20 protein-coding genes are annotated in these 22540 nt (G+C 69.5%); 8 read left to right on the top strand and 12 right to left on the bottom strand.

Annotated elements, in window-relative coordinates:
* Positions 1-40 precede the first annotated feature (40 nt).
* The 3 genes from ABTX24_RS28595 to ABTX24_RS28605 all read left to right on the top strand — a co-directional run bounded on the left by ABTX24_RS28595 (position 41) and on the right by ABTX24_RS28605 (position 2974).
* Positions 41-1363, top strand: a complete 1323-nt coding sequence (locus tag ABTX24_RS28595; RefSeq protein ID WP_160027257.1) for an LCP family protein — start codon at positions 41-43, stop codon at positions 1361-1363.
* Positions 1364-1460: 97 nt separating this feature from the next.
* Complete coding sequence (locus ABTX24_RS28600; RefSeq protein ID WP_350844497.1) at positions 1461-2186, top strand: ABC transporter ATP-binding protein; 726 nt, start codon at positions 1461-1463, stop codon at positions 2184-2186.
* A complete protein-coding gene (locus tag ABTX24_RS28605) occupies positions 2186-2974 on the top strand; it encodes an ABC transporter permease subunit (RefSeq protein ID WP_350844499.1) in 789 nt (262 codons plus the stop codon). The genes ABTX24_RS28600 and ABTX24_RS28605 overlap by 1 nt, the downstream gene beginning before the upstream one ends.
* A 19-nt stretch (positions 2975-2993) precedes the next feature.
* On the opposite strand, the gene ABTX24_RS28610 is transcribed toward ABTX24_RS28605, so the two are convergent.
* Both ABTX24_RS28610 and ABTX24_RS28615 read right to left on the bottom strand, forming a co-directional pair.
* The gene (locus tag ABTX24_RS28610; protein ID WP_160027251.1) at positions 2994-3659 is read right to left on the bottom strand and encodes a response regulator; all 666 of its coding nucleotides are present in this window, start codon (positions 3657-3659) and stop codon (positions 2994-2996) included.
* A complete protein-coding gene (locus tag ABTX24_RS28615; RefSeq protein ID WP_350844501.1) occupies positions 3656-4780 on the bottom strand; it encodes a sensor histidine kinase in 1125 nt (374 codons plus the stop codon). The genes ABTX24_RS28610 and ABTX24_RS28615 overlap by 4 nt, the downstream gene beginning before the upstream one ends.
* Positions 4781-4882: 102 nt before the next feature.
* Here ABTX24_RS28615 and ABTX24_RS28620 point away from each other — a divergent pair, with 102 nt between their 5' ends.
* Positions 4883-5782, top strand: coding sequence for a crotonase/enoyl-CoA hydratase family protein (locus ABTX24_RS28620; protein ID WP_350715379.1), 900 nt, complete (start codon positions 4883-4885; stop codon positions 5780-5782).
* A gap of 177 nt (positions 5783-5959) precedes the next feature.
* Here ABTX24_RS28620 and ABTX24_RS28625 read toward each other — a convergent pair whose 3' ends face one another.
* Both ABTX24_RS28625 and ABTX24_RS28630 read right to left on the bottom strand, forming a co-directional pair.
* Positions 5960-6457: a gluconokinase gene (locus ABTX24_RS28625; RefSeq protein WP_350844503.1), complete on the bottom strand. Its 498-nt coding sequence runs from the start codon at positions 6455-6457 to the stop codon at positions 5960-5962.
* Positions 6457-7197, bottom strand: coding sequence for a dienelactone hydrolase family protein (locus tag ABTX24_RS28630; RefSeq protein WP_350844505.1), 741 nt, complete (start codon positions 7195-7197; stop codon positions 6457-6459). Before ABTX24_RS28630 ends, ABTX24_RS28625 begins: the two co-directional genes overlap by 1 nt.
* A 43-nt stretch (positions 7198-7240) precedes the next feature.
* On the opposite strand from ABTX24_RS28630, the gene ABTX24_RS28635 reads away from it, so the two are divergent.
* Complete coding sequence (locus ABTX24_RS28635; RefSeq protein ID WP_350844506.1) at positions 7241-7726, top strand: SRPBCC family protein; 486 nt, start codon at positions 7241-7243, stop codon at positions 7724-7726.
* A 552-nt stretch (positions 7727-8278) separates the two neighbouring features.
* On the opposite strand, the gene ABTX24_RS28640 is transcribed toward ABTX24_RS28635, so the two are convergent.
* The 5 genes from ABTX24_RS28640 to ABTX24_RS28660 form a co-directional block, all read right to left on the bottom strand.
* The gene (locus ABTX24_RS28640; protein ID WP_350844508.1) at positions 8279-9082 is read right to left on the bottom strand and encodes a 3'(2'),5'-bisphosphate nucleotidase CysQ; all 804 of its coding nucleotides are present in this window, start codon (positions 9080-9082) and stop codon (positions 8279-8281) included.
* A 10-nt stretch (positions 9083-9092) separates the two neighbouring features.
* A complete protein-coding gene (locus ABTX24_RS28645) occupies positions 9093-11159 on the bottom strand; it encodes a protein kinase domain-containing protein (RefSeq protein WP_350844510.1) in 2067 nt (688 codons plus the stop codon).
* Between the two features lie 82 nt (positions 11160-11241).
* Positions 11242-12567, bottom strand: a complete 1326-nt coding sequence (locus ABTX24_RS28650) for an exopolysaccharide biosynthesis polyprenyl glycosylphosphotransferase (protein ID WP_350844512.1) — start codon at positions 12565-12567, stop codon at positions 11242-11244.
* A 162-nt stretch (positions 12568-12729) separates the two neighbouring features.
* On the bottom strand, positions 12730-13389 hold the full coding sequence (locus tag ABTX24_RS28655) for a LuxR C-terminal-related transcriptional regulator (RefSeq protein ID WP_350715368.1): 660 nt from the start codon (positions 13387-13389) through the stop codon (positions 12730-12732).
* Positions 13390-13402: 13 nt separating this feature from the next.
* Positions 13403-14395 carry a sensor histidine kinase gene (locus tag ABTX24_RS28660; protein ID WP_350844514.1) on the bottom strand — a complete coding sequence of 331 codons (993 nt, stop codon included), beginning with the start codon at positions 14393-14395 and terminating at the stop codon, positions 13403-13405.
* 366 nt (positions 14396-14761) lie between these two features.
* Between ABTX24_RS28660 and ABTX24_RS28665 the strand changes: the two genes are divergently transcribed.
* Positions 14762-15424, top strand: a complete 663-nt coding sequence (locus tag ABTX24_RS28665; protein WP_350844516.1) for a helix-turn-helix transcriptional regulator — start codon at positions 14762-14764, stop codon at positions 15422-15424.
* Between the two features lie 14 nt (positions 15425-15438).
* Here ABTX24_RS28665 and pth read toward each other — a convergent pair whose 3' ends face one another.
* Complete coding sequence (gene pth, locus ABTX24_RS28670; RefSeq protein WP_350715362.1) at positions 15439-16059, bottom strand: aminoacyl-tRNA hydrolase; 621 nt, start codon at positions 16057-16059, stop codon at positions 15439-15441.
* Positions 16056-16679 (bottom strand): 50S ribosomal protein L25/general stress protein Ctc, encoded by a 624-nt coding sequence (locus tag ABTX24_RS28675; protein WP_160027222.1) that lies wholly within the window; start codon positions 16677-16679, stop codon positions 16056-16058. The genes pth and ABTX24_RS28675 overlap by 4 nt, the downstream gene beginning before the upstream one ends.
* A 223-nt stretch (positions 16680-16902) precedes the next feature.
* Here ABTX24_RS28675 and pepN point away from each other — a divergent pair, with 223 nt between their 5' ends.
* Together pepN and ABTX24_RS28685 are read left to right on the top strand one after the other, a co-directional pair.
* Positions 16903-19335, top strand: coding sequence for an aminopeptidase N (gene pepN, locus ABTX24_RS28680; RefSeq protein WP_160027220.1), 2433 nt, complete (start codon positions 16903-16905; stop codon positions 19333-19335).
* 48 nt (positions 19336-19383) lie between these two features.
* Positions 19384-20397: an LCP family protein gene (locus tag ABTX24_RS28685; RefSeq protein ID WP_350844518.1), complete on the top strand. Its 1014-nt coding sequence runs from the start codon at positions 19384-19386 to the stop codon at positions 20395-20397.
* Between the two features lie 585 nt (positions 20398-20982).
* Here ABTX24_RS28685 and ABTX24_RS28690 read toward each other — a convergent pair.
* Positions 20983-22257: an HNH endonuclease signature motif containing protein gene (locus ABTX24_RS28690; RefSeq protein ID WP_350844520.1), complete on the bottom strand. Its 1275-nt coding sequence runs from the start codon at positions 22255-22257 to the stop codon at positions 20983-20985.
* Positions 22258-22540 lie beyond the last annotated feature (283 nt).

Consider the following 22540-nt stretch of genomic DNA (forward strand, 5'->3'; position numbering starts at 1 on the left):
CCGACTAACTTTAGCGGCCTGGCACGGTACGTTTGAGCGCATGCCAAACCCCCGCAACCCTGGCAGCCCCAACGATCCCCGGTCGCAGCAGTACGGCTGGGCGTACGGTGGTGGCCAGCCTGCTCAGCCCTCGGGGCCCGAGCCCACCAACGTCATGCCCACCGTCAGGCGCCCTGCCGGCGGCGCGCCGCCTCCGGCGCCGCCGCGTGGCGGCTATGACCGGCCGCTGCCCCAGCCCGGGCAGATCGCGCCGACACCCGGTTATGACCAGGGGTATGACCAGGGCTACGGCCAGCAGGGTGGCTGGAGCCAGCCGAGCGAGTACGGCGGCAACGGTGGCAACGGCTATGGGGGTCCGGGCGATGGCTACGGCGGCGGTCGCGGGGGCCGCGCACCGAAGCCGAAGAAGCGCCACCCGTTCCGCAAGTTCGTCGCCATCGTGATGATCCCGGTGCTGATCCTGGTCGGGGCGGTCGCCTGGATCGGCATCAGCGCCTGGAACAAGGTCGACAAGGTCCCCTATGAGCCGACCGCGGGCGAGCGGCCCGCGGACCAGCCGGGCACGACCTACCTCATCGTCGCCAGCGACTCCCGCGAAGGTCTCACCGCCGAGGAGAAGAAGAAGCTCTCCACCGGTGACGCCGCCGGCAGCCGCACCGACACCATCAAGCTGCTGCACACCGGCGCCGGCAAGACGATCGTGGTGACCCTCCCCCGTGACTCCATCGTGCCGATCCCGGGTCACGGCGAGACCAAGATCAACGCGGCCTTCGCCTACGGCGGCCCCGAGCTGCTGGTGCAGACGATCGAGCAGAACACCGGCGTACGCATCGACGGCTATGTCGAGATCGGCATGGGCGGTCTGGCCCGCCTCGTCGACGGCGTGGGTGGCATCGAGATCTGCCCGAAGAAGGACATGAAGGACCCCAAGGCCGGCCTGGACGTCGAGAAGGGCTGCCAGGAGGCCGATGGCGTCACTGCGCTCGCCTACTCGCGGTCCCGCTACGCAGCCGAGGACGGCGACCTGGGTCGTGGCGCCAACCAGACCGAGGTCATCTCCGCGATCGGCAAGAAGGCCACCAGCCCGGCCACGCTGCTGAACCCGTTCAAGCTCGCCGAGATGGGCGAGGGCGCCGCGGGGCTCAAGGTCGGCGAGGGCATGAGCGTCATCGGCGGCGCGAAGTTCCTGTGGGCGTTCAAGGCGCTCGCGGGCGGCTCTGCGATGACCTGTGGCGTCCCGATCAGCGACTTCGCGGTCCACTGGCGCAAGGAGGACGCGCTGACGATGTTCGGCCACATCAAGGAGGACACCGTCGACCAGATCCCGGCGGACATCTGCACGGCGACCGGTCTGCCCGAGTAGCCCGACCCATCCGCAGCCGTCCCTACTGACTTTCGTCGGTAGGGACGGCTGCTTTTCGTCCACTGTGCCCGGCCGCGTACGTCCCTAGGTTCGAGGCATGATCACTCTGGACCACTTGACCAAGAGATACGGCGCGACCACCGCGGTCGACGATCTCACCCTGCAGATACAGCCCGGCCGGGTCACCGGCTTCCTCGGCCCCAACGGCGCCGGGAAGTCCACCACGATGCGGATGATCCTCGGCCTGGACCGGCCGACCTCGGGGACCGCGACCATCGACGGCCGTCCGTACGCCTCGCTGCGGCGTCCGCTGCGCGAGGTCGGTGCGCTGCTCGACGCCAAGGCGGTGCACCCCGGTCGCCGGGTGCGTACGCATCTGGTGGCGATGGCGCGGAGCAACTCGATCCCGGTGGCCCGGGTCGACGAGGTGCTCGAGCGGGTCGGTCTCGCCGGGGTTTCCCGGCGGCGGGCAGGCAACCTGTCGCTGGGGATGAGCCAGCGGCTCGGGATCGCGGGCGTGCTGCTCGGCGACCCGCGGGTGATGCTCTTCGACGAGCCGGTCAACGGGCTCGATCCCGACGGGGTGATGTGGATCCGGAAGCTGCTGAGGTCGCTCGCCGCGGAGGGGCGTACGGTCCTCGTCTCCAGCCACCTGATGAGCGAGATGCAGCAGACCGCCGACCATCTGGTCGTGCTGGGCCGTGGGCGGCTGCTCGCCGACGCCACGATGGCCGAGTTCGTCGGGAAGCACGGGTCGCTCGAGGAGGCGTACTTCCGGCTGACCGCCGGCAGCGTCGAGTACACCGGGACGGAGGTGGCCTGATGCTGAGCCCGTTCCTGGCTGCGATCTCGTCCGAATGGACCAAGCTCTGGTCCGTCCGCTCGACCTGGTGGTGCCTGATCGGCGCGGCCGCGCTGATGGCGCTCTACTCGGTGCCCCTGGGCTTCGACGCCGCCGATCCCAACCTGGAGCTGTCCCACGCCGACCAGCTGCTCCACGTCGAGGAGGTCGCCACGGCGGGGATGCTCTTCACCCAGTTCGCCCTGATCGCGCTGGCCCTGCTGACGGTGACCTCGGAGTACGCCTCGGGCAGCATGCGGACGACGCTGCAGTGCGAGCCCCGGCGCGGCCGGGTGCTGGTGGCGAAGCTGCTGGTCGTCGAGGTCGTCGCGCTGGTCGCCGGGGCGCTCCTCGCCCTCCTGGGCGCCGGCCTCGGCTACCTGACCGCGGGTGACTACGGAGTCTTCGACGTCTCCGCGGTGGCCGAGGTCGCCGGCAGGATGAGCGTCTACATGGGCGCGGTCGTCGCGCTGGCGATCGGTCTCGCCGTGGCGCTGCGCAGCACGGCCGGGGCGCTGGTCGTCGCCTTCCTGGCGCTCTTCCTGCTGCCGATGGTGCTGATGATGAGCGGGATGGACCTGATGACCGAGGTGTCCTACTACCTGCCGGGGACCGCCGGCACGGAGTATCTCGGCGTCGGGATCGCGACCATCTTCGGGCTCGAGGACGGGCTCCCCTACGACGGCAACGGCGGTCTCGGCCTCCTCGCCGGCTGGTCGGTGGTCACGCTCCTGGCCGGCTACGTGGTGTTCCGCAGGCGCGACGCCTGAGCCGCGACCACCAGCGACCTCAGTCCTCGCTCACGAGCCCCGCCTCGTGAGCGAGGACTGCTGCTTGTACCCGGTTGCGTACGCCGAGACGACCGAAGGCGGTGCTCAGATAGGCCTTCACGGTCCCCTCCACGAGATGGAGACGGCGACCGATCTCGGCGTTGGAGAGCCCGGCGCCGACCAGCGCCATCACGTCGCGCTCGCGGTCGGTGAGGGCGGCGACCTTGGCTCGAGCGTCCGCGGCCCGCGACATCCGGTCACCGGCACCCGCGCCGAGCTCGGCGATGACGCGCTGGGCGACCCGTGGCGAGAGGAAGGCGGCGCCGTCGGCGACCGCGTGCACGCCCGCGAGCAGCTCGCGGGGATCGCCGGACTTCAGCAGGAACCCGCTCGCCCCGTCGCCGAGGGCGCGGGCGATGTAGGCGTCCTCGGAGAAGGTGGTCAGCATGACCCGCGCGGTCTCCGGGGCGGTCCGGGCGATCTCGGCCCCCGCGGCCAGACCGTCCATCCGCGGCATCCTGACGTCGAGCAGCGCGACGTCGGGCCGGTGGCGCTGGGCAGCCTCGACCGCCTCGCGCCCGTCGGCGGCCTCGGCGACGACCTCGATCCGCTCGTCGGTCTCCAGGATCGCTCGTACGCCGGCCCGCACCATCGCCTCGTCATCGGCGAGCAGCACCCGGATCACAGGCGCACCCCGCGCCGCTGGTCCTCGCGGGCCGGCAGATCGGCGACCACCTCGAACCCGCCACCGGCGGCGGGGCCGTGGCGCAGCGTGCCTCCGGCGGCGCGCGCCGCCTCCTCCAGCCCGGCCAGGCCGAGGCCGGTGGTGGCTCCGGCGCGCGGCGGGAGGGTCGCGCGGCCGTTCGTCACCGAGAGGCGTACGCCGTCGACTCCGGTCTCCACCGAGACCGTCACCGACGACCCCGGGGCGTGCCGGGCCGCGTTGGTCAACGCCTCCTGCACGATGCGATGGGCGGCGACGTCCCGCACCCCGTCGCCGTCGTCGAGCGAGCCCTCCAGACGTACGTCCATCCCTGACTCATGCGCACGCTCGACCAGGCCACCGATCCCGGCCGCGGCCGGGGTCAGCGGCGCCTCCTCGGCGGCGGGGCGGAGAACGCCGACGATCTCGCCCAGCCGCTCGGTCGCCCCGGCGGCGGCCGTGCGGATGGCGCCGGCTGCCTCCCGGTGGGCGTCGCCGAGCCCCGGTGCCACCTCGAGCGCTCCGGCGCGGAGCGCGATCAGGCTGAGCTCGTGGCCGAGCGAGTCGTGCATCTCCTGGGCGATCCGGGCCCGCTCGGTGAGCTGAGCCTGCTCGATCTCGGTCGAGTGGTTGTGGGCGACCTGGCGCAGATAGCGGCCGCTGAGCCACGGCAGGGCCATGAAGATGACCATGTTGCCGGCCATCGCCACCTGGACGCCGCCGCCGTTGACGACGGCGTCGAGCGCGGTCAGCGTCACCACGGCCACGCCGGCCACGACCGCCGACGGCCACACCCGGTCGGCCCATCGGCCGACGAGGAAGCTCACCAGCGCCGCGAACGCGATGTAGCTGATCAGGACCCACCCGTCGTTGGCCACCACCGTGCCGCCGACCAGCGCGCACACGAGCGCGACCGCGACCGCCGGCTGTCTCTTCCGGACCCACATCGCGAGCGTGACGCCGAGGACTCCCACCAGCGCCGACCAGCCCGACCACTGCGGGTGACCGGCGTCGCTCATGTAGAGGTGCTCAGCGGCGACCGCCACGACCAGGAGGCCCGACAGGATCGGTTCTGACAAGCGGGGCCGACGCAGCAGACTCACGCTCACCACGGTAGTTGCCGCCCCGCACCCGAGGTACTGACTTTCGTCAGTAGGCAGACCCGCCCTTCCGTAGCCGAACGGAATCAATACAGACTGTGACCCATGGCTTACGAGACCCTGACCTTCGACGTGGACGCCGACGGCATCGCGCTCCTGACCCTCAACCGCCCGGACGCCCTCAACTCGTTCACGGTGACGATGGCGCGCGAGCTCGAGGAGGTCTTCACCACCGACGCGATGGCCGACGAGGTGCGTGCGGTGGTGGTGACGGGCGCCGGGCGGGCGTTCTGCGCCGGGATGGACCTCTCCGCCTCCGGAAACGTGTTCGGCCTCGACGAGTCGCTGCACCCGACGCCCGAGAGGCTCGCCGAGCACCTCGCCGACCCGGCGAACCACCCCGAGTACGCCGACGGCGTACGCGACACCGGCGGCAAGGTCACCCTCGCGATCCACGCGCTCCCCAAGCCTGTGATCGCCGCCGTCAACGGCCCGGCGGTCGGGATCGGCGCCACGATGCTGTGCGCGATGGACGCTCGGCTGGCCTCCTCGAAGGCGAAGATCGGCTTCGTCTTCGGCAAGCTCGGCATCGTCCCCGAGGCCTGCTCGTCCTACTTCCTACCGCGCGTCGTGGGGGTTCCCCGGGCCCTCGAGTGGCTCTACACCGCGGAGATCCTCAACCCCGACCAGGCTCTCGAGGGCGGTCTGATCCGCAGCATCCACCTGCCCGACGAGCTGCTGCCCGCCGCCATCGACCTGGCCCGGAGGTTCACCCAGAACCGGTCGCCGGTCGGCACCGCGCTCGTCCGTCAGCTGATCACCCGCAACGCCTCTGCGCGCCACCCGCTCGAGGCGCACCTGTCCGACTCGCTGGCGATGTTCTACGCCTCGATCGGCGACGGCAAGGAGGGAGTCGCGGCGTTCCTGGAGAAGCGGGACCCCGAGTTCACCTCGAAGGCGTCCGAGGTCCCGGACGTGTTCCACGGAGATATTTTTACGGGCTGACCTGCACGAATAGCCGAGGATCCCCTGTTATGGGGCAGCATCCTGGGCTACGGTCGAAGTGGGCCCGCCCGCTGGTCCCTCACCCGGGTGTGGCCGCGGCCGGCACGCAGTGCCCAACCCGAGATGGGCGCGTGTCGGCCGCCTCTCGGCCCCAGTCGGCCCGTTTTCGGCACAGCGTCAGGCGCCGATCCGACCTGCGTACTGCTCGACGATCGCGTCGACGGGCTGGTCGACGTCGAGGGCCATCCCGGCCTCGTCCGGTTCGAGCGGCTCGAGCGTCTTGAACTGGCTGTCCAGGAGTGTGGCCGGCATGAAGTGCCCCGGCCGGCTCGCCTGGCGCCTCGCGATCACCTCACGGGTGCCCTCCAGGTGGAGGAAGGTCACCTCCGGACAGTGCCTGCGGAGCTGGTCGCGGTACTTCCGCTTCAGCGCCGAGCAGCCCATCACGCCACCGCGCTCGGCGTGCCGAGCGAGCCACTCCCCGACCGCCTCGAGCCAGGGGTAGCGGTCATCGTCGTCGAGCGCGATCCCCGCGGTCATCTTCTCGATGTTCGCCGGCGGATGCAGGTCGTCGGCATCCTCGAACGGCACCCGCAGCCGCCCCGCGATCGCCGCCCCGATGGTCGACTTCCCCGAGCCCGAGACTCCCATCACGACAAGTACCGGTTTCGCCATCAGGCCATCGTACGGGCGTAGAGCGCCTCGAGATCGGCGAAGTGACGATGAGTCCCCGCCTCCTGGTAGGAGGAGGTGTCCGCCATCGTGTAGCCGTGCGGGGCGTCGGGGTAGATGAGGTTGGTGTAGATCACCCCGGCGTCGTCGAGGGCCCTGCTGAGGTCGTCGACGTTCTCCGGCGTCATGGAGCGGTCGTGGTCCGCGTGGCCGAAGTAGTACTCAGCCCTCGTCCCGGCGATGCAGGTGTGCGGCGAGTCCGCGTCCGCGGTGACCAGCCCGCCGCCGTGGAAGCCGCCGACCGCGACGAACTCGTCGGGGAACCGCCCCGCGGTCCGCACCGCCAGCCGCGCGCCCATGCAGTAGCCATGGGTGGCGAGCGGGCCTTGGACATACGCCTGGAGGGTTTCGACGTACGCCGGGATGTCGACCGCCAGCCGGTCCACGGTGAGGCCACGGACCCGGTTCATCGCGCCGCCGGTGAAGAACGCGTCCCTGGCGGCGGGCTCGCGGAGGTCGCCGGTCGGCGCCAGCTCCGCCACGCTGCCGTCGCGGTAGAACGTGTTGGGGGCGAGCACGACGTAGCCCCAGGAGGCGACCCGCTCGACCATCTCGGCCAGCCGCGGCCGCAGGCCGATGGCATCCATGTAGACGAGTACGCCACCCTTCGGCGTGCTCTCGGGCTGGACCAGATAGGCCTCGGCGGTGCCGTCAGGTGTCTCGATCTCGATCTGCTCGACCACGCCTTCACGCTATCGGTAGCACGGTGGTGCCATGCTCGTACCCATGACCCAGCACCCAGAGCCAGTGCACCTCGAGTCCTCCCGAGCGATCCCGGTCGCGTACGAGACCGCCCTCTCCCGCGTCCTCCCGGCGCCGCTGCCGCAGATCTTCGGTCGCCGGTACGCCGCGATCGGCCCGATCGCCGAGGTCCGCGACCAGGCCGGCGGCTGGGATGCCGCCGGCGAGACCCGCACGATCGTCCTCGCCGACGGCGCGACGATGCGCGAGACCCTGACCAGCATCGACAGCCCGTCGTCGTTCTCCTACGAGATCACTCCGCTCTCAGGTCCGCTCAAGTTCCTGGTCGGCCACGTCGCCGGGAGCTGGTCCTTCGCGCCGGCCGGCACCGGCACCCGGGTCACCTGGTCCTGGGACGTCACGCCCGCGTCTCAGGCCGCGTCGTACGCGATGCCTGTCTTCGGGTGGATGTGGAAGGGGTACGCACGGCAGAGCTTGGAGTCGCTCGAGGAGTTGTTGCTCGGCTCTTGAGTCTTTTGCACGCCGGCGGGGTGGCGTGTTTTGTGGTTGGGGTTTGCCGCCGACCCGTTCTTGGAGGGTGTTCTCGTCGAACCCCGGAGTCAAGAATTTTGGCTGGCTATCGGGTCGGCGGCAGGGGTGTGGCGCAGCGGTATGGGTTGGGTAGGGGCTTGGGGACTGGGCGCCGATCGCCGGAAGGAATTTTCCTTCCGCTGAGGCGAACGAATTTTCGTTCGCCTCAGAGAGGACCTGGCCTGGGGTGGGGTTGGCTGGTGGAAGAAATTTTTCTTCCACGCGGACGCCCCATGTCTGGTCTAGGTGTGGAGCGGTCACCCGCCGTGGGTGCGTGTGCCGTGGCCACACCCGGGCCGCCGCCCCGATAGCCAGCCAAATCTTTCTCGACATGGTCCGGTGTCAAGGATCGCCGAAGGCGGCCGGCGCAGCCGGCGGCCGCAGGCCGTCCTTGACTCCGGGCCAGGTCGAGAACACCCTCAAAGAACGGGTCGGCGGCCCACATCAACTAATGAGAAAACCCTCGCGGTCAGCGAAATGGCAAAAAAGCCCTCATACCCCGTGCCGCTTGATGAACGACAGGATCTGCTCCGACAGCTCAGGCCGACAAACGATGACATCAGGCAGATACACATCGTCCTGGTTGTAGCGCAGCGGCGACCCATCGATGCGAGAGGTGAACAGCCCGGCAGCGGCGGCAACGGCCACAGGCGCGGCCGAGTCCCACTCGTACTGCCCACCCGCGTGGACGTACGCGTCGGAGATGTCGCGCACGACCGACATCATCTTCACCCCGGCCGATCCCATCGGCACCAGCTCGGCGCCGAGTTCCTCGGCCAGCGCCTCCACGAAGGCCGGTGGGCGGCTGCGGGAGACGGCGATCCGGGGACGGGCTGAGGTCGAGGGCGGTACGACCGGAGCGGCGCCGGTGTGGAACGTGCTCTGCACGGACGCGTCGGCCAGCGCCGGCTGCGCGACGGCTCCGGCGATCAGCTCTCCGTCGTTGGAGGAGGCCCACAGCGCCACGTGCACCGCCCAGTCGTCGCGCGGCGGCTCGGAGAACTCGCGGGTCCCGTCGAGCGGATCGATGATCCACACCCGGTCCTTGGTGAGTCGCTCCTTGGAGTCCTTGCCCTCCTCGGAGAGGACGGCGTCATCCGGGCGGTACTCGGCGACGAGCTCCATCAGCAGCTCGTGGGCCGCCAGGTCACCGGCGTCCTTGAGCTCCTTGCCCTCCAGGCCGGAGGTGGCACGCACCTCGAGCAGCCGGCGGCCGGCGCTCTCGGCGAGCCAGGCGGCCAGCAGGTGGTCGGAGGCGAGGATCTCGGTCGTAGGCACACCTGGTACGAAAGTCACCTGCCGCACTCTAGCGAGACGTCCGCCGGCTCCGATAAAGCCCCAGCCCGAGTCCGATCGCGGCGACCAGCGCCACCCCGGTCAGCACCGCGCGCAGGATCAGCCCGGTCTTGGCACGCTCGTGCTCGTCGGTGACGTCGTTGGCCATCGTCTCGGCCGACTTCAGGATCACCTGGAGAAGGCTCTGGATGTATTCGACGGCGCCGTCGGACCAGGTGCGGACGATCGGCTCGCCCTTCGACGCCGCCCTCATCTCGGTGGCGACGCCCTCGATGCTGCCCTTGGCGGCGACGTCGCGGACCGTACGCTGCACCATCATCGCGCCCGAGCCCTTGTCGAAGGTGCCGTCGGAGACCCGGTCGAGGTCGGCCTGGAGCTCGGGCGAGGCGCCCGAGTAGAACGCCGAGGACGCCTTCACCCAGGCGGCCTCCGCGTCGGTGAGCTCCTTGACCGACTTCGTGCCGATCTCGTTCTCGGAGAGTGCGACGACCATGAGCTCCCGCTCGATGCTGAACGCCTCCGCCGCCTGCGTCAGCTTGCTGAGGTTGCGGACCTGGTCGCCGGCCTGGTTGTCCTCCAGCTCCGGCACCTGCCCCGCGAGCATCAGCAGGTTGCTGGCCAGTGCGGTGTAGACCTCGCGCGCGGCGTCCTGGCTGGCCCGGTCGCCTTCCTGCATCTCGACCCGGTAGAGCTCCAAGTCGTCGAGCACCTCGGTGACGTCGTGGTGGAGTCTGCGCAGCTCGGCGTCACCGTCGACGTCGATCTCGGCCGCCGCGGTCCGCCACTCCTCGACCGCGAGGTCCGTGGTGTGCAGGTAGGTGGAGCGTACGTTGACCGGTGCCTGCGCGACGGGCTGCAGCGCGTCCCGTTCGAAGATCACGTCGACGGCGAGCTCGATGGTCTCCGGGAGCGCCTCGCTGAGCGCGGCCGCCCGGCCGGTCTCCGAAGCGCTCCGGAAGGAGGCGAAGGTGGCCAGGCCGCCGACAGCGACACCGACCAGGGCGACGGCCAGCAGGATGCTCAACGCCCGGTTGGCGCCGGAGCGCTTCGCCACCCGGGACCCGCCGGTCGGGAACGACCCGCTCGCCCCGATCTTCGCGAACGCCCCCGACGAGCCGGTGGCACCGGTCGACCCGGCAGCAGGGAACGAGCCGCTCCCGCCGAAGGCCTCGTAGGCACCGGAGGTGCTGATCGGACCCGACGGGTGCACCGGACGCTGCCTGGGCACCTGGGCGTCGAAGACCGGCAGCGGGCCCGAGCCGGTGAGCACCGCGACGACGTCCTGCGCGCTCGGTCGCTGCTCGGGGTCCTTGGCCATCATCATCGCGACCAGGTCGTCGATGATCTTCGGCACCTGGACCACTCCACTGACCGGCGGGATGGGCGCGGTGGCGTGCTGGTAGACCATCGTCGCCGGCGCCCCGCCGGAGTAGGGGGTGCGGCCGGTGAGCATCTCGTAGAAGACGCAGCCCAGCGAGTAGATGTCGCTCGGCGGACCGACCTCGCCACCCGAGCCACGCTCGGGCGAGAGGTAGCCGAGGCTTCCGACCACATCATGGGTGGAGGTCAGCCGCTGGTCGCCCAGCCGGGCGAGCTGGGCGATCCCGAAGTCGACGATCCTGATCCTGCGGTCGCTGTCGTAGACGAGGTTGGACGGCTTGATGTCGCGGTGGACGATCCCCTGGGCGTGGACCGCGGCGAGCGTACGCGCGGCCTGGACGATGACCTCACCGGCCTCCCGGGCGATCAGCGGGCCGTGCGAGCGCAGGCGTTCGCCGAGGTCGGGGCCGGTGAGGAGCTCCATCACGAGGAAGGCCATCGGGCCGTTGGCGGTGCGTTCGATCCCGGCGTCGTGGACCTGCACGGTGCCGGGGTGGCTGGCGGCGGCGGTGGAGAGCGACTCACGCCGGAACCGCTCGATCATCGTCGGATCGGCCGACGTCCGCACGACCTTGACCGCGACCCAGCGCTGCAGGGTGAGGTCCATGGCCTGCCATACCTCGCCCATACCGCCTCGCCCGATCAGGCGGTGCAGCTCATAACGGCCGGCAATCATGGGGTGGGGGGAGGTTTGCATGGGGGACGTTCCCGTCGAGGATCCAGTTGTTCGTACGTGTTGGCTTGCTCACACAACGGCCTGGGAGTTTAGGCGACACTCACTAGTAGGCGCCAGAGCCCCGCACAACAGCTTTGACTGTACGAACGACGATTCCGAAGTCCCGCAGCAGCGTCCAGTTGTCCACATAGTCGAGGTCCAGGCGGACCGTGTCCTCCCAGGAGAGGTCCGAACGCCCCGAGACCTGCCACAGCCCGGTCAGACCGGGTGCAACCGCAAGTCGGCGATGAGAGTCCCGATCGTACATCGCCACCTCGCTCGGCAGGCCCGGCCGGGGCCCGACCAGGGACATCTGGCCCAGCACGATGTTGAACAGCTGCGGCAGCTCGTCGATGGAGTACTTCCGCAGCACCCGTCCCACCCGGGTCACCCGGGGGTCCGCACGGAGCTTGAAGAGGACGTGGCCGGGCCGGTGGTCGAGCGTGCGCAGCAGCGACTCGGCGTCGACGACCATGGTGCGGAACTTCCAGATCCGGAACTGCTTGCCTCCTCGGCCGACGCGCACCTGCCGGAAGAAGACCGGACCCGGGGAGTCGAGCTTGATCACGACCGCCATCACGGCGAAGACCGGGAGGAGCACGGCGACGGCGGCTGCCGCGGCCAGCCACTCCCACACGTACTTGGCCACCCGGGTCAGCCGCGCCCGCAGGGCCTCGTCGACGTAGAGAAGGGTCATCGAGCCCAGCCGCATCGAGGACGTACGCTGCGGGGTCACGTCCTGCATCCGGGTGCTGACCAGCAGCGGCAGGCCGAAGGACTCGCTCGTCCAGGCCAGTCGCTGGATCTCGCGGCCGGCCAGGTCGGGCCCGGGGACGACCAGCACGGCATCGGGTGCGACCGAGGCGATCGCGCCGGAGAGCCCGTCGGCTCGGCAGACCGCCGCCGCCTCCATCAGGCCGCCGCTGAGCCGGTGGGTCCACTCCGGGATGACACCGTGGTCATGGGCCGCCTCGACCACGACGACGCGCAGCGGGGTGCGCGGCCGGGAACTGAAGATGTAGCCCATGATCCGGAACGCGAGCGCGGTCACCAGCCCGAGGATGGTCTGCACGACCAGCTGCGCCTGCGGCAGCTCGACCACGGCACCCAGCAACCAGGTCGCCATGCTCATCGCCATGAACGCCTTGAAGACTCCCGAGACCGTCGCCCGCAGGCGCTCGGCGCCGGGCAGGATCTTCGGCGCGGTGATCCTGGTGGCCAGTCCCCAGAGCAGACCCCACACCAGCGCGTGGACGATCTCCTGTCCCACGATCAGCGGCGCGAGGACCATCAGCGCGAGCCCGTCGACCATCGAGGCCTGCAACCGAAGGGAGGGTGCCTTCGCGGACACCCTCCGGCGGTTGATGTCGAGCGGGACTACTGTCTCCACCGACGCCAGCTCTATCGTCATCAATCTCCCCCATAGCTGCTGGGCGCCCGAACGCTTACTTCATGCCAGAACAATGCGGGAAGAAAGCGGTCGTTGGGGGCCGATGGGGGTCCGGTTAGACCAAATGAGGGAACCGGAACCCACTGGTCCAGACCAGTCGTCTCACTCCAGCGACTGCGGGGACCGCCAGCCGAGGCGATGGGCGAGCCCGACGGCGGCGATCTGGGACGTGACCTGCAGCTTGGCGAGGATGGACTTCACCTGGGTGCGCACGGTCGCCTCGGAGACGACGCCGATCACGGCGATCTCGTGGACGGTGCGGCCGAGCATCAGATGGCCGAGCACCTGCGACTCGCGCTTGGTGAGCAGCTCGATGCGGCGGCTCAGCTCCGAGACCTCGTGCTGGCGCTCGAACCAGACCCGGATCAGCCGCTCGCGGTCGCTCACCGCGAGCACGCAGGCGCCCTGGTAGAGGCGCCTGACGGTGCCGAGGATCTCGCCGAGCGGGCGGGACTTGGACAGCACCGTGCGGGCACCGTTGCGCAGCGCCTGGCCCCAGCGCGCCTCCTCGATCGCACCGGTCACCACGACCACGTCGACGCCGGCCTTGGCCAGCGGCTCGATGAGGCGTACGCCGTCGCCGTAGCGGCCCAGGTCGAGGTCGAGGAGCACGACCTTCGGCTTGTTGCGGAGCACGACGGAGACCATGGTCGCGGTGGAGACGGGCTCGCTCGGCATCGGGATGCGGCGTACGTCGTATCCCTCCATCGAGACGGCGAGCTCGAGCGACTCGGCGAAGAGGACATGGTCCTCGACGATCACGACTCGATACTGACTACGCGGCGACAACGTCATCGGAGGCGCCTTCCTTGTCTGCTTCGGCGGTGGGGCGCTGGATCACGGCGCTGGGAAGGGTGACCACGAAGGTCGTACGGGCTGCGGCGGCGAGGCGGAGCGAGCCGCCCATCCGCTCGGCGACGGTGTGGGCCTCGTTGAGCCCGATGCCCTGGCCGGCCGAGTCCGGCCCACGGACACCCCACTCGAAGATTCGTTCGCGCACCTCGGGGGCTACCCCGGGGCCGTCGTCGGAGACCTCGATCACGACCATCTGACCGGACTCGCCGGGCTCGTGCCGGACGGTGACGTCGACAGCGCCGGAGCCATGCTTGGCCGCGTTGTCGAGAAGAATGTTGATGATCCGCGCGGCCGCGTCCGAGCTGCCGACGGCGAGCGCGTTGCCAGGCTCGTGGACGACCGTGGTGCCGCTGGCCTCGTGCGCCAGGGCGAGGTTGTGGATCACGGCGTCGACATCGATCACACCGACGTCGATCGGCATCGTGTCCGCGCCGCCACGCTGGGCACGGACGAGACGTTCCAGACGCCTGAGCTCGCTGCCCATCATGGTCATCATCGCGACGCGACGCTCCGGATCGAGCGTGTCGGAGTTGCACAGCAGCTCGCTGGCCGAGCGGACGCCGGCGAGGGTAGAGGTCACCTCGTGCATCCGGGCCCGGTGGAGACGCTGGGTCTCACGCGCGCTGAGCAGGTCGTGATAGATCTCGTCGGCCGCCTTCGCCTCCGCCGCGCACACGCGCCGGTAGATGCGCACACCACCGAACAGCAGCGCTGCGGCGGCGACGAGCGAGGTGATGATGACGATGGCCGTGAGCAGGACCCAGAGGAGCGCTCCGTGGGTGTGGAAGGAGACCCAAGGGCCTTGAAGGACGGCGATCAGAAGGCTCTGGACGCCGACGAAGACAGCGGTGGTGGTGGCGTACGCGGTAGTTAACCAACCCGAGTTGATCCGCTTGAAAATGGACGTAGACATACTGCTCCCCAGGTCGGGTCGGCCAGTGAGGTATGAGTCCCGAATAGGGCCGTGTCCAGGCCCTGCTCCCCCAGCCCGAGCTTGTCGGGCCGTCCCATTTGAATGTTTGTGACCGAAACCTTTACAAGGCAACGTAATCAGCACCGTATCGCCACGGGACCGCATTCCGGGCCAATACCGAGAATTGAGGAGTCAAAGAATTTCGAGGTCGTCCACAAACTACATTGCGGGACACGTTGTCCCAGGTCATCCCCAAACTTGGGGCACTGTAGAACAGGTTCCCGATCTCCGCCTGCGGATCACCAGAATAGCCATACCCCCAGGGATATCTGGCGGGGCCCGAGACGACCGAACGGCACGGCAGACATGGCAGGCTCGACCGTACGACTCAGGGTTGCTGTCTCCGCCGACGAGACGATGACCCTCGATGCCGTGACGGTTGCACTCGACGAGCGCGGGATCACCGTGACCGCGACCGCCTCGACCTCAGCGGATCCGGACGAGCTGCTGGTCGGAGATCCCTCGGCCTGGCTGGTGGTCACCGACCTCGACGGCTGGACCCATCTCGGCGAGGTGTGTGACCTGATCCGCGGCGTACGACTGCCCGGGGTCGTGCTGACCCCCGCCCCGCGCGGCGGCCTCTGGGGTGCCCTGCTCGAGGCCGGCGCGGTCGCGGTGCTCTCCGCCGACACCGGCTCGGACACGATCGAGGACACGCTGCGCGATGCGGCGGAAGGACGGTGCGGGCACACTCCGAGCGAGACCGAGGGTCTCATCGCGCAGTGGCACCTGCTCCGGGACGGTCGCGAGCGCATGCACCGCCTGGTCCGTTCGCTGACCGTGCGCGAGCACGAGGTGCTCGAACTGCTCTACGACGGGGCCACCGTCGCCGAGATCGCGGCGCGCTTCGGCGTCGCCCAGACGACGGTGCGGACCCAGGTGAAGTCGATCCTGCGGAAGTTCGAGGTCGGTTCCCAGCTGGCCGCGGTCGCTGCGTACGACCGGTATCTGCGCCCACCCAGGAGCTGACCTAGGAGGTGACCCTAGGAGTTGAACTTCTGCTGGGTCTTCTCCAGACCCTCGTTGATTAGCGTCTCGATCGCGTCGGCGGCGGTGTCGACCACGAACGGCAGCACCTTGCGCTCGGTGGTGGAGAAGTTGGAGAGCACGAAGTCGTGCACCTCCTGGCGACCGGGCGGGCGGCCGATGCCGACGCGCACCCGGTAGAAGTCGCCGGTGCCCAGCGAGGACCGCATCGACTTGAGGCCGTTGTGGCCGTTGTCGCCACCGCCCAGCTTGACCCGCATCGTGTCGAAGGCGATGTCGAGCTCGTCATGGATGGCGATGACGTGGTCGGGCTGGACCTTGTAGAAGGTCGCGAGCGCCTTGACCGGCCCGCCGGACTCGTTCATGTAGGTCCGGGAACGGGCGAGCACGACGCGTGGGCCGGGCAGCCCCGGGCTGTGTCCATTTCTGGCACCCGGGAGCCGCCCTTCCACGACGTCAGCACGGCCGGACTTGTGGGCACGCCACTTGCCGTCCAGCCGGTTGGCCAGCTCGTCGGTGACGAGATAGCCGATGTTGTGACGGTGCCCGGCGTACGTCGGCCCGGGGTTGCCCAGGCCGACGACCAGCCAGACGCCGTCGGTCACAGCACTGGTCACTCGCCGTTGGTGTCCTCGGCCTCGGCGGACTCAGCGGTCTCGCCCTCGGCGGCCTCGTCGGCGGCGGGCTCCTCGATGGTCTTGGCCTCGGTGATGTTGACGACCAGGGTCTCCGGGTCGGTGACCAGGGTGGTGCCCTTCGGCAGCGGGACGGAGCCGGCGAGGATCTGGGTGCCGGCCTCGAGGCCCTCGATGCTGACCTCGATGCTCTCCGGGACGTGGGTCGCCTCGGCCTCGACGGTCAGGGTGTTGGCGTCGGTGACGACCATGGTGCCGGAGATCGCGTCGCCCACGACGTGGACGTTGATGTCGACGGTGACCTTCTCGCCGACGCGGACGGCGACGAAGTCGACGTGCTCGATGACGCGGCGGACGTCGTCGACCTGGACCTGCTTGGTCATGGCGAGCTGGACCTTGCCGTCGATGTCGAGCTCGAGGAGAGCGTTCGCACCGTGGTTCTTCAGCGCCATCATGGTGGCGTGACCCGGCAGGGTCAGGTGCATCGGGTCGGCGCCGTGGCCGTAGACGACCGCCGGAATCTTGTTCTCACGGCGGATGCGGCGAGCGGCACCCTTGCCGAACTCGGTGCGCTTCTCGGCGACGATCTTCTCGCTGGACATGCGTTGAACTCCTCGATGAGTGGTGCTGACGTCAATGGCGCCCGGCTGGTCCAACGAAGGCCGTGCGACGAAGGCACGGCGTCTCTGCGAAGAGACGTCCACCTTGTCGATCACGGAGCGCGATGCGCTCCCTCGCCGAGGCAACTGCCACAGACTATCCCCGGATCACGCTCACAGCGAAATGCGCGCGCGTGCTGACCTGCGAGGACGTACGTTGGAGGTCGTGTCCCTCACACTCGACGAGGCCCGCACACGGGCCGGCGTGCTCAGCTCCGTCTCCTACTCGCTCGATCTCGACCTCACCGGTCCCGAGACCTTCCGGAGCCACACCAGGGTCCGGTTCCGTTCCACGGTCGCCGAGACGTTCCTGGACCTGAAGGGCGCCCTCGCGGTGAGTTTGGTCGTCAACGGGGAGGCGGTCGAGTCCGCCTACGACGGTGCGCGGGTGGGCCTGACCGGCCTCTCGACCGGGCTGCCCGAGGGGGCGGTCAACGAGGTGGAGGTGACCGCGACGCTGCCCTATACGACCGACGGCGACGGGATGCACACGTTCACCGACCCCGTCGACGGATCGCGCTACGTGTCGGCCTACCTGGGCATGGACAACGCCTCGAAGATCTTCGCCTGCTTCGACCAGAACGATCTCAAGGCGTCGTTCGCGGTCACGGTGGCCGCAGATCCGGCCGACACCGTCCTCGCGAACGGCGCCGTCGTCTCGCACGACGGCGGCCGCTGGGTCTTCGCTACCACTCCCCCGATCCCGCCGGCGCTGCTGGTCGTCGCCGCCGGGCCGTGGCACTCGGTGCGATGGACGTACGCGCTCGGTTCCGGGGAGAGCCTCGACTTCGGCTGGCATGCCCGGCGGTCGCTGGCGGCCGAGCTGGACCGGGACGCGGACGAGCTGCGGCGTACGTCCGAGGCGTGCTTCGCCCACTACGCCGACCTCATCGACGAGCCCTATCCCTTCGACTCCTACGACCAGGTCTTCGTGCCCGGGCTCAACTGGGGTGCGCAGGAGATGCCGGGGTGCGTGACCTACCGCGACGAGCTGTTGCCGCGTGGCGCGATCACCGACACCCAGCGGGCCATCCGCGCGGTGATCATCGCCCACGAGATGTCGCACATGTGGTTCGGCGACTCGATGACGATGACCTGGTGGGAGGACACCTGGCTGCAGGAGTCGTTCGCGGACTACATGGGCTATCGGGTCGCCGAGGCGGGCGCCGGCTTCTCGGACCTGCGGGTCGAGGTGGAGATCGGGAGCAAGCCGTGGGGCTACCGCTCCGACGCGCGCCGCTCGACCCATCCGGTCGCTCCGCTGGCGGTGGACGTACCCGACGTGGACACCGCCGCCACGATCTTCGACGGCATCTCCTACGCCAAGGGCGGGGCCTGCCTGGTGCAGCTCGCCTTCTGGCTCGGCGACGAGGAGTTCATGGCCGGGGTCAATCGCCACCTGACCCGCTTCCGGTTCGCCAACGCGACCCTCGCCGACTTCGTCGAGTCGCTCGCGGCGAGCTCGCCGAAGGACGTACGCGGGTGGGTGGACGCCTGGCTGCGGCGCCCCGGGTTCGACACGGTGTCGGTGCGGCGCGACGGGGACGTCCCGGTCCTGGAGCGCGAGGGGCGTCGGCCGCACGCGTTCACCGTCGCCGGCTACGACTCCTCGCTGCGACTCGTCGGACGTACGCGGGTCGAGCTCGGTGCCGAGCCGGTGCCGCTGCCGGAGTTCGCCGGGCTCGTCGTGGTCCCCAACGCCGGCGGCGAGACCTTCGCCGCGCTCCGTCTCGACCCGGGGTCGTGGGAGGCGCTCTCCGGCGGGCTCTCCCGGCTCGAGGACCCGCTCGTACGTGCCGTGCTCTGGTCCGCCACCGCCCTCCGGGTGCGATCGCGTGACCTGTCGGCCGACGACTACCTCGACCTGCTCGAGACCCACCTGCCCGCAGAGACCCGGGCCGACATCATCGAGGGAGTGCTCGCCGAGACCCGGTCGGTGGTGATCCCGCATCGGGTGCCCGCATCTCGAGCGGCTGGTGCGGTCGCGCGGGTCGCCGCCGCGTCCGCCGCGGGCCTGGCGGCGTCCGCGGACGACGAGCAGCGAGCGCTGGCCTGGGCCGCGGCCCTGGCCGCGACCAGCGCGGACGCCGAGCTGCTGCGCGGCTGGCTGGACGCCGACAAGATCGGGGTCAGCATCCCGCTGCTGCCGACCACACGCTGGGCGGCGATCGTACGTCTCGCCTCACTCGGTGAGGCCGACGCGCGCTTCATCGCGACCGAGCGCGACCGGGACGGCACCGCCGAGGGAGACCTCGGGGCGCTTCGGGCTCTCGCCGCCCGCCCCTCGACCAGCGCGAAGGACGCCGCCTGGGAGGCGATGCTCGCCCCCGGTGTCGACAACCGTCGCTTCGGGGCGCTGGCATCGGGGATGTGGATCGCCGAGCAGGCGCATCTGCTGCGTCCCTACGTCACCGCCTATCTCGCCGAGGCGCCGGCCCTGGCCACCCGTGGCCAGGCCTTCGCCCTCGAGGTCGGGCGCGCCTTCCCGCGGATCGCACTCGACGACGGTCAGCTCGATGCGCTGCGCGCGGCCCTGGCCGGCGACGTACCGACGATCCTGCGACGGTCCTGGGAGGACCACTTCGACGACCGCGAGTAGCGACCACTAGCCTCTATCCGCCCTCGACCCCCACCACTGAGGACGGCCATGAAGAAGACGCGCATCTGGCTCGGCGTCGGGATCGCGTTCGTCGTGCTCGTCGGCGCCGTCACCGGCACCGGCTGGTACCTCGCCCACCGGCTCGACCGTCAGGTCCGGACCGTCGATGTCTTCGCCGGGCTCGAGGAGCGTCCCGAGGCCGCCGGCGACGCTGCCGGCGCCATGAACATCCTGCTTCTCGGCACCGACGGGCGTACCGGCGGCAAGGCCACCACCGGCAGCGGAGCCACTGCATCGTGGACCCCCGGCGAGCAGCGGGCCGACACGATGATGCTGCTCCACCTCAGCGCGGACCGACGCTCGGCGTCGGTCGTCTCGATCCCCCGGGACTCCTGGGTACGGATCCCCGGGCACGGCAAGGCCAAGGTCAACGCCGCCTTCTCCCAGGGTGGGCCGAGCCTCAGCGTGCAGACGGTGGAGAAGCTCACCGGCGTACGCATCGACCACGTCGCCTGGGTCGACTGGGCCGGCTTCGAGGAGATCGGCGACCTCCTCGGCGGCGTCGAGGTCTACATCCCCGAGACCGTCCACGACTCCGCACGCCACCGCACCTGGACCAAGGGCACCCACCTGCTCAGCGGCGAAGAGGCCCTCCTCTACGTACGCCAGCGCTACGGCCTCCCCGGCGGCGACCTGGACCGGGTGAAGCGCCAGCAGTACGTGCTGCGCTCCATCCTCCGCGGCCTGAGGCAGAGCGTCGACCCGAAGAACCCCAAGAAGGCCTACGACCTCCTCGACATAATCACCCGCCACCTGACCGTCGACTCCGGCTTCTCCGGTGGCGACCTTCGTGGGTTGGCCCTTGATCTCGCCCGGATGCCGTCGTCGGAGCTCACGTTCTTCACCGCCCCCGTGGCGGGGTTGGGCAAGGAAGGCGCGCAGAGCGTCGTCCGTCTCGACAAGCGCGAGGGTCGGCGTCTGTGGGCGGCCATGCGTGAGGACGACATGGATGCTTGGCTGGCTGAGAATCCCGAGGTCGTAACCGGCGGGACTGTGAGCTGACCCTTTCTTCGGGGCTGGTGGCCGCCGACCCGTTATGGATGGTGTTCTCAACGAATCCCGGAGTAAAGGACGGCCTTCGGCCGCCGGCTTCGCCGGTCGCCTTCGGCGATCCTTGACACCGGGCTCCGTCGAGAATTTTGGCTGGCTATCGGGTCGGCGGCGGGGTCTGGCGCAGCGGATTCAGTTTGGGCACGGGCTTGGGGGCCGTGGCTGGTCGTGTGACGGCGGGTCGTGCTTCGTGGGTGCCTATGGCAGTGGGCGCGATCTTGTGAATGCTTCACAAGCCGGGCCGTTGTTCATGACCGAGGTGGGTTCGGTGCCGGCAGGGTCGCGAGTTCCCCACCGATCGGGAGAGTTCCCCACGGGCATGGAGGTTCCCCCTGCTCCGGAGCGTGGGGAACCTTCACTGCGGTGGGGAAGTGTCCTCGCCGGTGGGAAGCGGCGGGCGTGGAGTCGAGAAAGATGGCTGGAGCGCTCATCTGGGCACCGGGACAGGCGCCTTTAGCGAGAGCTGAGACCGCTCGACGGTTGGAGCCCTCAGGCCCGACGGGCAGGACCCGGTGAAGTGGTTCCTCGCCCAGCCGGTTAGGGGCGACGAGTGAACCTGATGGTCCCATCGGGTAGTCGCTCATGGGTATAGCCGGGTGCGTGGGCCAGGCGGTGATGGTGGGGACAGAGCAGCGCCCCGTCCTTCAGATCCGTCTTCCCGCCGGCGGCCCAGGGTTCTAGGTGGTGGGCGTCGCACCATTCCGGTGGCATGTCGCAGCCCTCGGCTTGGCAGCACTTGTGCTGCAACCGCATCGCCTTGCGCTGGATGGGCTGGAAGAACCGGCTGCCACGACCGGCGTCGAGGACCTCACTATCGCCACCGAGGACCCAGGGGATGATGGTGGCGTTGCACGCCATCCGCCTCGCCTCCGCCGCGGAGATAGCGGTGCCGTTGGTCTCGTCATAACCCAAGGTGGCGATGCCGAGGTCCTTGCGGAGCTCCTCCAGGGAGATCACCACGTTGATGGTGGTCGCGTCGCCACCGTGGCGAGGCAGCCCGGCCGGGTCGATGGTCTCGAGCAGCCGCGAGAACCCCTGACCCATCAGCCGTTCCCACGGCGGCAGCGGGGCACCCTTGGCGACCAGTTGTTGTTTGCGGGGCTGGGCCCAGGCCTCGACCAGCCGCTTGAACCGCATCCCCATCGAGACCGGCAGCACCCCGTCGAAGCCGACGGTGCCGTCGTGGTTGTCCCACACCCGTAGCGCGGTCTTCTGCTGGGCACGCTCCTCTTCAGCCAACAACGCCTTGGCTTCGGCGTCCTCGAACCGGGCCGGGTCGATCTCACGCAGGATCCGGCGTCCGACGATGCGGAGTTCGTTGGCGGTCAACCGACCGGCGTAGTCAACGAGCAGCTTCTCCGCCAGGACCAGGTCCTCGCCGCTGGCGACCGGGTCGGCCTCGATCTTGTCGAGCGCCTGGGTGATCACCCAGGCCTTGTCCTGGGACACCACACCCTCGGCTAGGCCAGCGGCGACGAGGTCGTACCTCGCGACACTGGCCGCGAGTTTCACCTGCGACCGTGCCACGGCTTTGTCGACGAGGAGTTCGGCGCGCATCCACCCGGAGGCGTCTTTGGCACCGGTCTCTTCGGCGATATCGCCAGCCGTAGCGAGCACCCTCAGCCTCAACGCAGCCTGTTGCGCCTGGAGCTTCTCCAACCGCTCGAGCAGGTCCTTCTTCTGCCCGGTGCGCCAATAGGCGGGATCAGTCGCGAGGAGGTCGTGAACGGCGGTCTCGATGGCGGCCAAGGCAGCGTCGATCGCATCGCCGGGGTTGGTGCCCCAGTGGTCGATCGAGCGGCCGAGACTCATCGCTGCCTCTCCTTCAGAGGTGTGCTGTGATGTGTCCGATTCTACGCCTTCACTCGCCCTAAAGCCACATATTTATGCAGGTCAGGCGCCGTTTTCGCGGTGAGCGAACGACCTCGATCCTGTGGATGGTAAGTGGCCCGAAGGGCCACCCTTCCGCCCCATCAACATCACCTGTCCCAAGCAAGATCCCGCTGCGCCACACCCGGGCCGCCGCCCCGATAGCCAGCCAAATCTTTTCTCGATCTGGTCCGGAGTCCAGGACCGCCGAAGGCGGCCGGCGAAG

It is taken from the genome of Nocardioides sp. NPDC127514, assembly GCF_040302125.1.
Taxonomy (GTDB): domain Bacteria; phylum Actinomycetota; class Actinomycetes; order Propionibacteriales; family Nocardioidaceae; genus Nocardioides.

Excerpts from the sequence above, each read along its gene's own strand:
- ABTX24_RS28600 (WP_350844497.1), top strand. The coding sequence starts at position 1,461 with ATGATCACTCTGGACCACTTGACCAAGAGATACGGCGCGACCACCGCG.
- ABTX24_RS28625 (WP_350844503.1), bottom strand. The coding sequence starts at position 6,457 with ATGGCGAAACCGGTACTTGTCGTGATGGGAGTCTCGGGCTCGGGGAAG.
- ABTX24_RS28645 (WP_350844510.1), bottom strand. The coding sequence starts at position 11,159 with ATGCAAACCTCCCCCCACCCCATGATTGCCGGCCGTTATGAGCTGCAC.
- ABTX24_RS28660 (WP_350844514.1), bottom strand. The coding sequence starts at position 14,395 with ATGTCTACGTCCATTTTCAAGCGGATCAACTCGGGTTGGTTAACTACC.
- ABTX24_RS28675 (WP_160027222.1), bottom strand. The coding sequence starts at position 16,679 with ATGTCCAGCGAGAAGATCGTCGCCGAGAAGCGCACCGAGTTCGGCAAG.
- ABTX24_RS28605 (WP_350844499.1), top strand. The coding sequence starts at position 2,186 with ATGCTGAGCCCGTTCCTGGCTGCGATCTCGTCCGAATGGACCAAGCTC.
- ABTX24_RS28665 (WP_350844516.1), top strand. The coding sequence starts at position 14,762 with ATGGCAGGCTCGACCGTACGACTCAGGGTTGCTGTCTCCGCCGACGAG.
- ABTX24_RS28685 (WP_350844518.1), top strand. The coding sequence starts at position 19,384 with ATGAAGAAGACGCGCATCTGGCTCGGCGTCGGGATCGCGTTCGTCGTG.
- ABTX24_RS28690 (WP_350844520.1), bottom strand. The coding sequence starts at position 22,257 with ATGAGTCTCGGCCGCTCGATCGACCACTGGGGCACCAACCCCGGCGAT.
- ABTX24_RS28620 (WP_350715379.1), top strand. The coding sequence starts at position 4,883 with ATGGCTTACGAGACCCTGACCTTCGACGTGGACGCCGACGGCATCGCG.
- ABTX24_RS28635 (WP_350844506.1), top strand. The coding sequence starts at position 7,241 with ATGACCCAGCACCCAGAGCCAGTGCACCTCGAGTCCTCCCGAGCGATC.
- ABTX24_RS28595 (WP_160027257.1), top strand. The coding sequence starts at position 41 with ATGCCAAACCCCCGCAACCCTGGCAGCCCCAACGATCCCCGGTCGCAG.